12 protein-coding genes and 2 pseudogenes are annotated in these 13,948 nt (G+C 59.7%); 7 read left to right on the forward strand and 7 right to left on the reverse strand.

What is annotated here, in order from left to right:
- Positions 1-307: 307 nt before the first annotated feature.
- The 7 genes and pseudogenes from RAL88_RS15790 to rquA all read left to right on the forward strand — a co-directional run bounded on the left by RAL88_RS15790 (position 308) and on the right by rquA (position 7,811).
- Complete coding sequence (locus RAL88_RS15790) at positions 308-1,132, forward strand: IS5 family transposase (protein WP_306264667.1); 825 nt, start codon at positions 308-310, stop codon at positions 1,130-1,132.
- A gap of 31 nt (positions 1,133-1,163) precedes the next feature.
- Positions 1,164-2,162: pseudogene (locus tag RAL88_RS15795) on the forward strand (zinc-dependent alcohol dehydrogenase family protein); the annotation flags it as partial.
- 46 nt (positions 2,163-2,208) lie between these two features.
- On the forward strand, positions 2,209-4,023 hold the full coding sequence (locus RAL88_RS15800; protein WP_306264822.1) for an aldehyde dehydrogenase family protein: 1,815 nt from the start codon (positions 2,209-2,211) through the stop codon (positions 4,021-4,023).
- Positions 4,024-4,242: 219 nt separating this feature from the next.
- On the forward strand, positions 4,243-4,791 hold the full coding sequence (locus RAL88_RS15805) for an RNA polymerase sigma factor (RefSeq protein ID WP_306264823.1): 549 nt from the start codon (positions 4,243-4,245) through the stop codon (positions 4,789-4,791).
- Positions 4,792-4,922: 131 nt separating this feature from the next.
- Positions 4,923-6,317 carry an ethylbenzene dehydrogenase-related protein gene (locus RAL88_RS15810; RefSeq protein ID WP_306264824.1) on the forward strand — a complete coding sequence of 465 codons (1,395 nt, stop codon included), beginning with the start codon at positions 4,923-4,925 and terminating at the stop codon, positions 6,315-6,317.
- On the forward strand, positions 6,314-7,069 hold the full coding sequence (locus RAL88_RS15815) for a DUF2231 domain-containing protein (RefSeq protein WP_306264825.1): 756 nt from the start codon (positions 6,314-6,316) through the stop codon (positions 7,067-7,069). Before RAL88_RS15810 ends, RAL88_RS15815 begins: the two co-directional genes overlap by 4 nt.
- Positions 7,062-7,811: a rhodoquinone biosynthesis methyltransferase RquA gene (gene rquA, locus RAL88_RS15820; protein ID WP_306264826.1), complete on the forward strand. Its 750-nt coding sequence runs from the start codon at positions 7,062-7,064 to the stop codon at positions 7,809-7,811. Before RAL88_RS15815 ends, rquA begins: the two co-directional genes overlap by 8 nt.
- A 35-nt stretch (positions 7,812-7,846) precedes the next feature.
- On the opposite strand, the gene RAL88_RS15825 is transcribed toward rquA, so the two are convergent.
- The 7 genes and pseudogenes from RAL88_RS15825 to RAL88_RS15855 form a co-directional block, all read right to left on the reverse strand.
- Positions 7,847-8,635: a DUF4396 domain-containing protein gene (locus RAL88_RS15825; protein WP_306264827.1), complete on the reverse strand. Its 789-nt coding sequence runs from the start codon at positions 8,633-8,635 to the stop codon at positions 7,847-7,849.
- Positions 8,636-8,692: 57 nt separating this feature from the next.
- Positions 8,693-9,650 (reverse strand): IS630 family transposase gene (locus tag RAL88_RS15830; protein ID WP_306264828.1). Its coding sequence is split into 2 segments (ribosomal slippage): positions 8,693-9,307 and positions 9,309-9,650, totalling 957 coding nucleotides; the frame shifts between segments, so codons are not numbered across the junction.
- Positions 9,651-9,800: 150 nt separating this feature from the next.
- Complete coding sequence (locus RAL88_RS15835; RefSeq protein ID WP_306269720.1) at positions 9,801-10,223, reverse strand: CBS domain-containing protein; 423 nt, start codon at positions 10,221-10,223, stop codon at positions 9,801-9,803.
- A pseudogene (locus RAL88_RS15840) lies at positions 10,221-10,313 on the reverse strand (CBS domain-containing protein); the annotation flags it as partial. The gene RAL88_RS15835 and the pseudogene RAL88_RS15840, both read right to left, overlap by 3 nt.
- Positions 10,314-10,913: 600 nt before the next feature.
- Entirely contained in the window at positions 10,914-11,801 is an 888-nt protein-coding gene (locus RAL88_RS15845; protein WP_306264829.1) for a DMT family transporter, read from the reverse strand.
- 26 nt (positions 11,802-11,827) lie between these two features.
- Complete coding sequence (locus tag RAL88_RS15850) at positions 11,828-13,183, reverse strand: cyclopropane-fatty-acyl-phospholipid synthase family protein (RefSeq protein ID WP_306264830.1); 1,356 nt, start codon at positions 13,181-13,183, stop codon at positions 11,828-11,830.
- 50 nt (positions 13,184-13,233) lie between these two features.
- Positions 13,234-13,932 (reverse strand): CBS domain-containing protein, encoded by a 699-nt coding sequence (locus RAL88_RS15855; protein WP_306264831.1) that lies wholly within the window; start codon positions 13,930-13,932, stop codon positions 13,234-13,236.
- Between the last annotated feature and the right edge of the window lie 16 nt (positions 13,933-13,948).

The raw sequence follows: 13,948 nt of genomic DNA on the forward strand, positions 1-13,948 counted from the left end.
CGGAACCCGAACACTGATCTGGATCAGTTCAGGCCTCCCGACCCGATGTTATTCTATTTGTTGTAGTGCGCTTCTCAAATGCACGTGAGTCCCGACAGGCACATCAGCTGGCGGCACGCAATCTGTGCCTGTCGAAGTGAAGTCGTGCACAATCGAAGCTTCGACAGGCACAACAAGGACACCGATCATGAAAGCACTAGTTTACAAAGCTGTAGGAAAAAAAGCCTTAGAGGCCAACCGAAAATTATGTTGAGTGATTTCAGCAAGTTGTGATTCTCTGTTGTTTGCAAAGACAATGGAGGATCGGATGGCTTGGACTGAAATCACTCGGAAGCAATATGACCGCAGATACTTGCGCTATGCAAGCGATTGTACGGACGAGGAATGGGCGTTGATCGTGCCGTTCATGCCTGCGCCGAGCAAGGTCGGTCGACCGCGCAAATGGCCGATGCGCGAGATATGGAACGCGATCCAGTATATAGCGGCGTCGGGCTGCCAGTGGGCGATGCTGCCAAAAGACTTCCCGCCCTTCACAACGGTCCAGCACTATTTCTACCGATTACGCGACAGCGGCCTGCTCGACATCATCAACGAAACGCTGGTCATGTCCGCGCGCCTTTTGGCCGGCCGCGCGGCAGAGCCGACAGCGGGTGTGATCGACAGCCAAAGCGTGAAAACCACGGAAAGCGGCGGCCCGCGCGGCTTTGATGCGGGCAAGAAGATCACAGGCCGCAAGCGTCACATCCTCACTGATACACAAGGCAATATGCTGGGCGCGATCACGCACACCGCCGATATACAGGACAGGGATGGCGCACCGGACGCCATCGCATACACGAAAGAGAGCTTCCCCAGCCTTGCCCATCTGTTTGCAGATGGCGGTTATGCTGGGCAAAAGCTGAAAACTGTTCTTCAAAACATGGATGGGCCGACCATCGAGATCGTCAAACGCCCCGATGGTGCAAAAGGATTTGTTGTTATTGCAAGGCGCTGGGTTGTCGAGCGCACATTTGCCTGGCTTGGAAGATGTCGTCGCTTGGCAAAAGACTGGGAGGCAACCGTAGCATCTTCCGAAGCGTGGCTGCTCATCGCATCCATCCGGCGCACCACCCGCCTTATCGCAAGGACTTGAAATCAATGCGTATTAATTTTGAGTCGGGCTCTTAGAGGATCGCCCGAAGCCCCAGATATCCGATCCTACCGATGCCATCGTGCGCATGTCGAAAACCACGATTTGCGGCACCGATCTGCACATCATCAAGGGTGACGTACCAACCTGTAAACCGGGCCGGATCCTGGGGCACGAAGGGGTAGGCATCATCGACAAGGTCGGGCCCGCCGTGACCGCCTTCAAGGCTGGAGATCATGTCCTGATTTCCTGCGTGAGCGCGTGCGGCACATGCGTTTATTGCCGCAAGCAGATGTATTCGCACTGCACGACAGGCGGCTGGATTCTGGGAAACAAGATCAACGGAACCCAGGCCGAATTTGTGCGCGCACCCCATGCCGACATGAGCCTCTATCACCTCCCGAAAGGCACGGATGAAGAGGCACTGGTGATGCTCAGCGACATCCTTCCAACAGGGTTTGAATGCGGGGTTCTAAACGGTCAGGTCGCACCCGGCAGCACCGTGGCGATCGTTGGGGCGGGGCCAATCGGGTTGGCGGCGCTCCTGACCGCACAATTCTATTCACCTTCCGACATCATCATGATCGATCTGGACGACAACCGGTTGAAGACCGGAACGAAATTCGGCGCGACGGCGACGATCAACAGCTCTGATGGCAAGGCGCTGGACGCCGTGATGAAGTTGACCGAAAACCGCGGCGTCGATACCGTAATCGAGGCCGTCGGCATTCCTGCCACCTTCGAGTTATGTCAGCAACTCGTGGCCCCGGGTGGGACTATCGCCAACATCGGCGTGCACGGCAAGAAGGTCGATCTGCATCTGGAAAAACTGTGGGACCGCAACATCGCAATCACCACGAGGCTGGTCGATACGGTCACGATCCCGATGCTTTTCAAGACTGTGGCGTCAAAGAAGATAGATCCGACGCAGTTGATCACCCACTACTTCACGCTCGACCAGATCGTCGAAGCATATGACACCTTCGGCGATGCCGCCAAGACCAAGGCGCTCAAGGTCATCATCTCAGTTTAGCCCGCTGCGCGCGAATTCCGCCCTGTCAACAAATAAAAGCCACGCCATGACCTATCAAAGCCTCAATCCCGCCACCGGTAAACTGATCGAGACCTTCAAGGAAATGACCGATTCCGAGTTGGAGACCAGACTGGCGGCGGCGGGGTGTTTTGCGGTCTGGCGGCACAAGACCCATGCCGAGCGGGTGGCCATCGTCGCGAAGGTCGCGGCGCTCATGCTGGAGCACAAGGAAAGTCTGGCGTGCACCATGTCCCTCGAAATGGGCAAGCGCATTGCCGATGCGCGCGGCGAAGTGGCGTTCAGCGCGGCGATCCTGAACTATTATGCCACCAACGCCGAACGGTTTCTGGCCTCGGTTGCATTGCACCCTTCCAAGGGCGAAGCGCATATGGAAAGCAGCCCGATCGTTGTGATTTTCGCGGTCGAACCGTGGAACTTTCCCCACTACCAGCTTGCCCGCGTTGCCGGTCCGCATCTGATGGCGGGCAATGTGTTGATGGTGAAACATGCGGGCAACGTGCCGCAATGCGCGATTGCATTTAAGGCGCTGTGGGCCGAGGCCGGGGCTCTGGTGGGCCTGTATACCAACCTGTTGATTTCCTACGATCAAGCCAATGCGATCATTGACGATCCCCGCGTCAGGGGGGTGGCGCTGACCGGATCCGCTGCGGCCGGGCGCAAGATTGCGGCACGCGCAGGGCAGAATCTCAAGCCGTCTTCGCTGGTTCCGGTGGCCGCGCAGACTTCGAGCAAGCTCGCGATGAGGACCGAGATGCCCGGCATGTCGCATGGTACGGCGTCGAGCGACACGGAGGGTATGGGCGACGCACATCGCGCGATGCTCTGGCCGCACTATGTGGCGATGATGCTGGGCTTCTGGATGATCACGGCCCCGTTCACGCTGGGCTATCTAAGCGATTTTGTGCCGGATGCCAACCAGTTGTGGGTGATGGCCAACAGGGGGCTTTCGCCCTTCGCGTACCGCAACATGCTGATGACCATAAGTGATGTCGGCAGCGGCGTGCTGGTCGTGATATTTGGCTATCTGTCGGCCAATGCGCGGTGGAATTATCCTTGGGCACAATGGGCCAATGCGGTGGTCGGCGGTTGGCTGCTGTTTGCGCCGCTGGTGATCTGGACTCCGCTGCCCGAGGCCTATGTCAACAGCACCCTGATCGGCGGCACCGTGATCGCGCTGGCAATCCTGATCCCAATGATGCCTGGCATGAGCATGGCGGGCATGATGGACAAGCCCGACATTCCACCCGAATGGGGCTACAACCCATCAAGCTGGTTGCAGCGGGTGCCGATTGCGACGCTGGCACTGCTGGGCTTCCTGATCGTGCTGCTGGGCATCGTTAGCATCTATTTTGTCATCGTCCAACCGATCCTGATCGGCACTTGGTGCATGCTGTGTCTTTTCACGGCACTGGCGATGGCGCTGATGATCCCCTATTCGCTAGACGAATTCGTGGCAATGGGGCAGTTTCTGACTGCCTCGCACCGCGCGGGCAAACCGTTCTGGCGCACCTTTTGGACCGGTGGCGCGATGGAGGAGGGCAGTGACGATCACGCCCGCGGCTTGCTGGCCCCCAAGGCGCAGATGTTTGCGCAATCGGGGCAGGGCGTCACTTTTCCGCCCGCGCTGCTGGCCATCTGCGCCATCGGCATCTGGCTGACCTTCACCCGGCTGACCTTTGGCAGCACGGGCGCGATGACCAACAGCGACCATCTGACCGGGTTGCTGTTGGTGACTTTCTCGATCATCGCCTTTGCCGAAGTGGCGTGCATGGTGTGGTTCCTGAGCGTGCCTGCCGGGCTGTGGCTGATCGTGGCGCCGTGGGTGCTGGACGGGGCCTGATCGCCAGCGGCGCAATGGGGCAGCGTCATTGCCGGCCTGCTGATCGTCGGCCTTTCCATCCCGCGTGGGTCGATCCGCAATTCTTATGGAGGCTATAATGTCGTCGTGGTTTGAAACATGCGTCCATGTGGCGCGACATTCGTTCGTGAGCATCGGCGCTGGTTCTGCCACCTTTTGCGCTACAGAGTTTTCATGATGTTTGCAACATCGCGCCATCGAATGCCCACTATCACCCCGCAAGATCGTGACACCATCGTCGCCCGGCAGCTAGTCGAACGACGGCAGGAATTCTTCCGCTTCTTCCGCTGTCGTCTCGCACGCCCGGAGGATGCCGAGGATGCGTTGCAGGATTTCTGCATCAAGGCGATCCGAGCAGCGAACGCCTTGGAAGACAGCGTGAAGGTCGATGCCTGGCTCGGTCGGATCCAGCGCAACACGCTGACTGACTATTATCGCCGCCGTGCCACACGCCAGAATGTGGAGGCAGCGTTCGCGCGCGAACCCTGCTGCGAGGCCGCCCTGGACCCTGAGTCCGAGCATGTCGCGTACGGTTACGTCCACAATCTTTTGCCGCTGCTTAGACCGGACTACGCCGAGATCATCCGCCGCGTCGACCTTGAACAGACCCCGCGTCAACGCGTAGCGGCAGAATTGGGCCTTACCACCAACAACGTGGGCGTACGCCTGCACCGGGCCCGCCGTGCGCTAAGGATCGAGATTGAGCACCGCTATCAGGGGTTCTGCGACGGCGAATTCTGGATTTCCTAGCTTTGCAAGATCCGGGTGCGGGTGGTGCTGCCCGAGGGCGGGCGGGTGATGCAGAAAACCTTTGAATATCGGCACCAGTGACACCCAGAAGGGCGCACTGACTGGCGGATGAATGAAAGAATGGATACGACATGACCAAACGAACAACATATCTCGCCGTCTCTGTGGCACTTTTTGCCGGACTTCTGGTGCTTGGCTGGGCTACGCACGGAACCGGGATTGTCAAAGATGATCCTGAACGCAACATCGTCATTCCCGAGGAATTGACATCCGAGCTTCAGGTCAAGGCGGCCTTTGACGGCGAACGGATCTATTTCCGCTACCGCTGGCCGGTGGACCGGCCGAGCCTGTTCAACGACGTGCTGGTCTATCAGGACGGTAAGTGGGAAAAGCGTGGCGGCGAGGCATTGGGGCCGAACCCGGAATTCCTGACCGAGGACCGGGTTGCGATGATGATCGATGACGGCTCGGTACCTTTGTTCAGCCGCTATGGCGGTTACATCACCATTGGTGAAGGGTTGACCACCTTCACCGGCGTGCCGGAAACCGATGAAGAACGCACTAAATATCTGCCCTCGACGCGAACCGACTCCGATGATTTTGACTCGATCAAACCGGAGAGCGAACTGGAGAGATTGCGCGCAGCGGGTCAGTTCATCGATCTGTGGCAATGGCGCTCGAGCCGGTCGAACCCGATCGGCCTGGGCGATGATGGGTTCGTTGCCGAAGAGCGCGGCGGCGATGCGGGTACAGGCCCCTATACCACCAACTGGGACGAGATGACCAACCAGCCGAGATATATGTTCAACCCTGAGGTCGCCGACAGCCCGGCGTTGTCGGTCGACGCGGTGATCGCGGGAGATGTCGGGTTCAACGATACTTATTACCTGAGTGCCGAAACCGCAGTGCCCTTCGATCCGGATTACGCCTGGAAAAACGGCGACGCGATTCCGCGCCGCTATCTGCGCGAGGCGACCGGATCGCGCGGTGACGTCGTGATGCCGCAGACGGCGCGCTGGCGCAACGGCTTCTGGGATGTGACGCTGGTGCGCGACATGGATACCGGTAATCCGCTGGACGACAAGATCTTCCGCGATGGTGGCAGCTACGATCTGGCCTTCGCGGTATTCCGCAACGCTTCGACGATGCGCTGGCACTATGTTTCGCTGCCGGTCTCGCTGGGCCTCGAACAACCGGCGCAAATGGTGGCTGAACGGTTCGAGCCCGGCACCGCGCCCGACTGGAGCGGCCCCTGGACGGAAATACCGATGTTCTATCCCGGTCAGGTCACGTGGGACCGTCTGACCGACGCACGCCAGCATCCGGGTGCAGACCGTATCGCGGCGCGCGTGCCGGTGGCCTACCGCCACAGCGAAGAACAGCTTGCCCTCTACGGTGTTCAGCTCGAATTCGCCCAGGAAATCAAGCGTCAATGGATCTGGACGCTCATCGCGAGCCTCGGCCTGATCGTCGGGCTTGGCATCAACATCAACCTTCTGATGCGCCGCCGGGAGGAATCGAAATGAACCGTCCGGCCGATACGCAAAACCCATCCACGAATGCCAGAAAGGAAGCCGACATGAAACGCCCCGGATTGATGCGACGAGGCCGCCGGATCGGCCTCGCGACTGCGGCCCTGATGCTTGCGGCGACCGGTGCTGCGTTGGCGCACAGCGAAGGTGGAGGGGTCGCCGTGGCCGTCGAAGGCACGCCCGCGTTTTCGCTCAGCCCGGTTTATCACATTCTTGTCGCACACTTTCCGGTCGGGCTATGGATGACCGCCTATCTGTTCATCCTGATTCGCAGCTTCTCGGACTCTGAATTCGCCGTTCGGCTGCAAAAGGCGATCTGGCCTGTGGCTGCGCTTGGCACGCTCGCCGGATTTGTGACCTATTCACTGGGCCTTACGATCTATCCGTGGTCGGCGATCACAGAATCGCCGCTGGGGCGCAACCACATCATGCTGGCGACATGGACCCTGTCCTACTGGACCGTGATGAGCGTTCTTGGCTATCGTTTCCGCCGCAATCTGTTTGATGGCGGGCAACGCTGGGTGACCTTCACGCTGGCCACAATCGGCGCGTTGGTGATCACGATCACCGGCACTTTGGGCGGATCGCTGACCGGCACGCCTTCGCTGGTGACCAAGAGCCTCAGCTATATTGGCTGGAACGTCTATATGACTTTCTATCTGCCCACCTGGATGCTGCTGGTTTACGGGCTGGGCGCGGTGTTGCTGATCGCAATCGGCATTGTCGGATGGCGGCGGCATGCATGATGTAAAATTGCCGGGCGCTCCTGACGGAGAGCAAGCGCTTGAGTTGCCGGACCATCTGGTCCGGTATTACTGGTGGGCCTATCTGAGGCCCGCCAGCATCCGCATCTTCGACCGGGACGTGATAGTTTCGGCGATCCTCTGGGGCCAGTACCGGCGTTTGTGCGACCTGGCCCTTGAGGGCATTCTGCCCGGCAGCCGCGTTCTCCAGATGGCCTGTGTCTATGGTGATCTGTCGTCGCGGCTGGCGCAGCGGCTGGGCTGCAAAGGCCGGCTCGACATTGTCGATATCGCGCCCATTCAGGTGCACCACGCCCGCACCAAACTGGCGGCGGCACCCTGGGCAAGATCCTTTGTGGGAGACGCGGCGGAACCGGGACCGGATCGCTACGATAGTGTGCTTTCTTTCTTTCTGCTGCATGAGTTGCCTGATGCCCACAAACATCGGGTCGTTGACGCCGCCCTTGCGCAGTTGCGGCCAGGCGGGAGGGCAATCTTTATCGACTATGCGCGGCCCGCTCCACTGCATCCGCTCAAACCGGTCATGGCTGGTGTATTTGCGCTGCTGGAACCGTTTGCCAGAACGATGTGGCATACCGGCATCAGATCACTCGCCACGCAGAGCGAACATTATGAGTCGTCTAATCGCGACCGGTTTTGCAGAAAAGGCTTGCAAAACCGGTCGCGATTAGACGACGCCATCAATAAAGCTCCATTGATACGTTCCTTTTTTGATTCGGCGTGAGGTGGAGCGACCTAATTAATTTTGAAGATCAATATTTACAAGGTAACTTGAATAATGATCACCACACCGATACCAAAGACAAACGCCAAAATGGATAGCAGGGTCATCCAGGCAACCTGGCTGCGTGACACTGAAGCCTCGTCCGCATGCTCCTCGTCCGGCGCGGTGGCCACGGGCTGATGCGTGCCATGGGATGGATCGTCTACATCGCGCGCGACCGACGGATCACGCACGGTCAGCATCCCATGTTTCAATCCTCTTGTAACGAGCCACCAATTGATCGGATAGGCCACGACGAAGCCGACCAGCAACGCCATGCTCATGACGAACCAGAATTGCGGTGTGAGCGGGTTGAGTTCTCCGCCAAGTGCGGCACGGCCCGGCGATGTGATCGGCAACATTCCGGCCATGAGAAAGTTCATTGAAAGGAATTCCGGCAAGAACGTGGATGCGAGTGCCTTCGAGTAGGATCCTCCTTCCATGTTACGCATGAAAAGAGCTTGGAAAATTGTCCAGCCGAAGCCGAACCCGAGCGCATATTCGAGCGCAATATCGGCCGGACGCGACAGGGTCAGATAAGCGGCTATTGCTGCGCCAACAAGAATGCCGAGTCCATCGCCGGCCACGCAGTGCATGGTAGAGCCGAGCACCTGACGCCACCGCTCGGTGACATAGCGCTCATGCAGTCCCGACAGTGGTTCCCGACATCCCAAGACGTAGAGGAATGCGCCGATCGGGCCGGTATAGGCAGTCAGAAGGATAAAGCCCCACTTCAGGACCGAGGATGCCGGCGTGGATCGTATGTCTATCGCGACGAATGCCACAGACAACGCCGTCAACAGAAACCAAAGTAGCATGACTCCGTCTAGAGCGTCGGGCGATTAATCTGCAACGCACCCTGTTGATTTGAAGTAGTTCCAGCATTCTTTTGGAGTGAACAGGCTGCAGACTTTCCCGACGGCTTTCCACAGATCATCATAAGTTCGGGCGTTTGCCTTTCTCAGGAGAGTTTTGAGCTTTGAGAAGGCTATCTCGATCGGGTTCAGATCGGGCGAGTAGCGCGGCAGGAACAGCACCCATGCGCCGCGCGCCTTGATTGTCTGGGCTGCGCGCGGGCTCTTGTGAACGTTGAGATTGTCCCAGATCACCACATCGCCCGGCCGCAGTGTTGGTGCGAGCTGGGTTGCCACATAGGTGTCAAAAGCCACGCCATTGATTGCGCCTTCGATCACCCAGGGCGCGACCAGTTCGCCGCAGCGCAATCCGGCGATGAAGGTCTGTGTGTTCCATTTGCCGAAGGGAGTGCCTGCAAGCAGCCTTTCGCCCTTTGGGCTGCGTCCCCTGAGTGGCGTCATGTTGGTCTTCACGCTGGTCTCGTCGATGAAGACGAGCCGCCCCGGAGCCGCGCGCATGGCTGGCAGGCGGTGCTCATGCCACGCATCGCGCTCAGCCTTGACGTCAGCGCGTTCTTTCTCCGATGCCAGCAGTGTTTTTTTTATAGCTGAAGCCAGCCCGGCACAGCAGTTTCGACAGATTCGAAGGGTCTGCGCTCACACCGTGTTCCGACAAGAGCCAAGCCGCCAGATCGGGCATGGTGATGTCTGGTTGCCCGACCACCCTGGCGATGATGATCTCGCGGAAAGGACCAAGCTTGCCGCTGCCCGCGGGGCGGCCCATTGCATCCGGCTCCACCGAGCCGGTCTCTTCGAGCCGCTTTTGCAGCCGCACCGCTGTCGCAGCCGAGATCGCAAACTGTTCGGCCGCCGCGCGCCGCGATTTGCCGCGTAAAATCGCATCCGTCACGCGACGGCGCAGGTCAAGGGAAAGTGCTCGGGTCATGGAATCGTCTCCTTAACCCAACGAATCACGTTTCAATCGAAAAGGGAATCCCTATTGATTCTCCCATTGCGCCCGACGCTCTAGCATAGCGTTTCTCGGCTTCTCAAAATCTCTGGGACAATTTGTTTGCCGAATGATGCACTGCCTGCCTCAGATGCCCCAGACGTCGACACGGTTGTCTGCAACTACGACGTTCAAATGCACCGGGTTTAGCCCCGGCACTTGCGCAAGCGCACCCAGGACGATGTCACGCTTTTCGTCTTCGGCTGCCTCCGAGCGGATGTGCACGATCGGTTGCGCCGCGAGTGCTTGCAACAGGTTGGCACGACTTACAATGCCGACGAGCTTTCCGTCTTCGACGACCGGAACCCGTTTTATGTGTTTCTTTTCAAGCAGTCTGGCGATCTCGCCAACCGGCGTATCCGGTGTCAAGGTCGTCACTTGCGTGGTGATGATATCCTTGAGGTGCCGCCCCCGCTCTTGAACAAAGCCCCTGGCACCCGTCTCGGCATCGGAGAAAAGAGACAACCACCAGGATCGGGTACTGTCCTTTGCACCCTCGACGCGGCGCATCAATTCGCCTTCACTCACGATACCGATGATACCGCCGTTTTGGTCGAGGAATGGAATGGCGCTGATCTGGTGTTGCGACATCAGTTCAGCGGCCTTATTGACGGCTCAAACTGGCCTTCCCGTTATGACGGTTTTGGTCATAATATCTGATGCGTTCATATCTGGTTCACCTTTCGCGCGCGGCTTCTCAGCCGCCGAATTTCAAATTTCGTATCGGCGTCCACTGATCTGATGACGTGCCGCGCAGTAAAACATTACAGGCAGAAGCCCTTTCAGGGGTGCTGAGCACTGCCGACATCAAATGAATATCCACGATGTATTGCTCTCCAGAGGGTACATTGTTCCCGCCGCTTTAGCCTGAGGATACGCGTCTTCAGACACTGGCACGTTGATGCATATCAGTGGGCCCGTCGTTGGAAGCTTCATGGTCGACGACGGTGCCGAGCTGCTATCGGAAAAGATGTCGCTGGACGCCAACACCGATCAGCATCAGAGCGTGAAACGCGCTGTATGGAATGCAAAGTTCTGGCCATGCCTGCCGATTTCCGATGGTGATCAGCTGCCGCATTTCGCGCAATGGTGGCCGCGCTGGCCGCGCCGCGATGCTCCAGATCACGGAGAGACCGGGAACCAGTGCCTAGGTCGTTCATCGCTTCTGCGCTTTCACGAAGGGATCGGCAGCCTTGTTAGTCATAGTTTAGCCTCGGCGGACTGCAACGCGTCAACTGTCGCCCGAGTGTCTGCCGCGCCGCGACGATTTGCCAGCGCGATGCCAACCAGGGTCAGGCCGATACCCGCGACCTCGAACCAGCCCAGACGCTCGCCGAAGAACGCCGCGCCCATCGCCAGTCCGAAAATCGGCACCAGAAAGCTGAAGGCATTGGCGCGGCTCAACTCGGTCGTGGCGAGGATCGTGCCCCAGAGCCAATAGACCAGCGCCGATCCGAACAGGCTGAGCGCAGCCAGGACCAACAGAAAATTCGCCGACCACGCGACGCTTGCCGGATCCTCGAAGGCATAGGCCCCGGCCAGGAGCGGCACACCGCCGATCAGCAGCTGCGCGCCCATCGCCATGATCGGGTCGGCCTTGCCGGCGATGGACCTGATCAGAACGTTGCTGATCGTGATGCCCAGTGCTGCCATGAGGATATAGGTGACGCCGAGCGCAAAATTTCCTGACTGCGCGGTGACAAGCCGGGGCAACGCGATCAGGACTATGCCACCGAAGCCCAGACCCATGCCGATCCAGCCGATGCGCCCGAGTCTTTCGTTCAGAACCAGCCCTGCGAGGATTGCCGCCAGCAGCGGCTGGGTGTTGGCGAGGACCGTCGCGATACCGGGCAGCACGAACTCGGAGCCCATGAACATGCCAAGATAGCCAAGACTGGTGGCCCCGAGGCCGACACCGACCAGGGTGATCCACACCCGGGCTCCGTGCGGCCAGGGGCGGCGCAGGGCCAGCCCTAGACCGACCAGAGCGGCGCCCGCCAGAAACGCGCGCAGCGCTGCGAATGTGAGATGCGGCGCATAGAGCGAGCCCGCCGTGATCAGCGGAAAGCAGATTGCCCAGAGGAACATCACCAGGACGATCTTGCTGGTGGCGATCATTCGGCGGCGACGCTGTAGGCCGGTTTCTTCGCCTGTCTGGCGGATTTGCGGCGGGCGTTTGCGGGCTCTTTTTCTGACTGCGGTCTTTCCAGCGCGGTTTCGGCCGTGGCAAGGTAATCGCGGGTCAGCGGCACGGCGTCAGCGCGGTGGGCGAGTAGCAGTTGAAACACCACTAGACCGTTGTGGCGGAACCCGGCCTCGCAGGCGGCAAGGTAGAATTCCCACATCCGGCAGAACCGTTCGTCGTAAATCGCCGCCACCTGATCACGGCGCGCCATGAAGCGCTTACGCCACGCCTTCAGCGTCTCGGCATAGTGCAGCCGCAGCACCTCGATGTCGCATATCACCAGCCCGCTCTTCTCGATCGCCGGGGCGATCTCGGAGAGCGAGGGGATGTAGCCGCCGGGAAAGATGTACTTGCGAATCCATGGATGCGGAGCGGAAGGTTGGCCGACGCTGCCAATGGTGTGGATCATCGCCACGCCATCCTCCTTCAGCAGCGCCGCGACCTTGGCGAAGTATTCGTCGTAATGTCCGGCCCCTACGTGTTCGAACATTCCGACCGAGACGATTCTGTCATAACGGCCCGCTTCCTCGCGGTAGTCGCGCAAGACGAAACGTGCACGCGCCGAGAGGCCCTCGCGGGCCGCCCTTGCCGCAGCAAATTTCTGCTGCTCGATCGACAGCGTGACCCCCGTGACATCGACATCGGCCTTGCGCGCAAGAGACAACCCCAACCCGCCCCAGCCTGAGCCGATGTCGAGCAGCTTCTGCCCCGGTGCCAGACGCAGTTTGGCCGCGATATGGTGCATCTTGCGCGCCTGCGCGTCTTCCAGGCTGTCCTCGGGCGTCGCATAATAGGCGCAGGAATATTGCCGATCTGGGTCGAGGAACAGCTCATAAAGATCGTCGCTGAGGTCATAGTGATGCGCGACGTTCTTCTGCGCCTTGCCGATCGGGTTGTGCATCAGAAGCGGCCGCACCAGCCGCCGCAGCCTTTGCTGCACCCGGCGCAGGCCATAGTCTGGCGCGGTGGCGGTATTGGACAAGCAAAGATCGAGAAAGCCGTAGATATCGCCGTGCTCAACAGTCAGGGTGCCGCTCATCCATGCCTCGCCAATGGCCAGATCGGGATTGAACGCAATGCGGCGAAGCGTTCGCCAGTCGCGGATCGTGATCGCGATTTCGGGCGCGCCCTGGCCGAAACGCCGGATGGCACCGTCAGGCAAGCGCAGGGTCAGCGTGCCACGGAGGATGAGCGACCCAAGCCCGCCTTTAAACAGCCATCGCGACAGGCGCGGACGGCGCAGACGCGACGTCGGAGCAGAGTCGATATTGAAATATTCGGTCATGATTTTATCCAGTTAAAAATATCAGATACCCAGGCCTCCGGGTCGATTCATCAAAAGCCATAGCCGTAGCTCCAGGCGGGGATCCGCCCCAGATGCAGCTCGGCCTTGCCCGCGCGCACAACGGATTCGACGGCCAGGCGCACTGCGTTCTCTTCGAAATCGCTGTCCACGGTGCCCCAGACGCTGGCCTTGCCGTCGTGCACAATCACATTGATCAGCGACACCTGGATGCCCGGCACCTCGGCCAGTTCAAGCAGGATGCGTTCGCGCAGCACCCCGTCCTCGACACGATTTTCCGGCTCGGGTGGCGGTGCCGAGGCCAGCGCCTGCAGCAGATTCGCGCGACTGACAATCCCCACCAGCTTGCTGTCGCGCAGTACCGGCACGCGCTTGATGTGCTTTGTTTCAAGAAGGCGCGCCACTTCGCCCACCCGCGTATCCTCGGTAACGGAAATGACGTCGGGGGTCATCACGTCCGCTGCGGTGCGTCCGTGGATCTTGATGTAATCGGCGGTACTGCCGCGCGGGTCCGCGAACAGCTCCAGCCACCAGGACCGCCGCGGTTTGTCCGGATCGGCGACCCGGCGCATCAGATCGCCCTCGCTGACCAGCCCTAGCACGGCACCTGCATCGTCCACCACCGGGACCGCGCTGACATGGCGCGCAAGCAGCAGTTTCGCGATCTCTTCGACCGGAGTCATGCCGATCACCGTGGCCACGTCCGGTGTCATCACGTCCTTGACTTGCATCGTTCTTCTCCTGTTT

The sequence above is a fragment of the Pararhizobium sp. IMCC3301 genome, from assembly GCF_030758315.1.
Classification (GTDB): Bacteria; Pseudomonadota; Alphaproteobacteria; order Rhizobiales.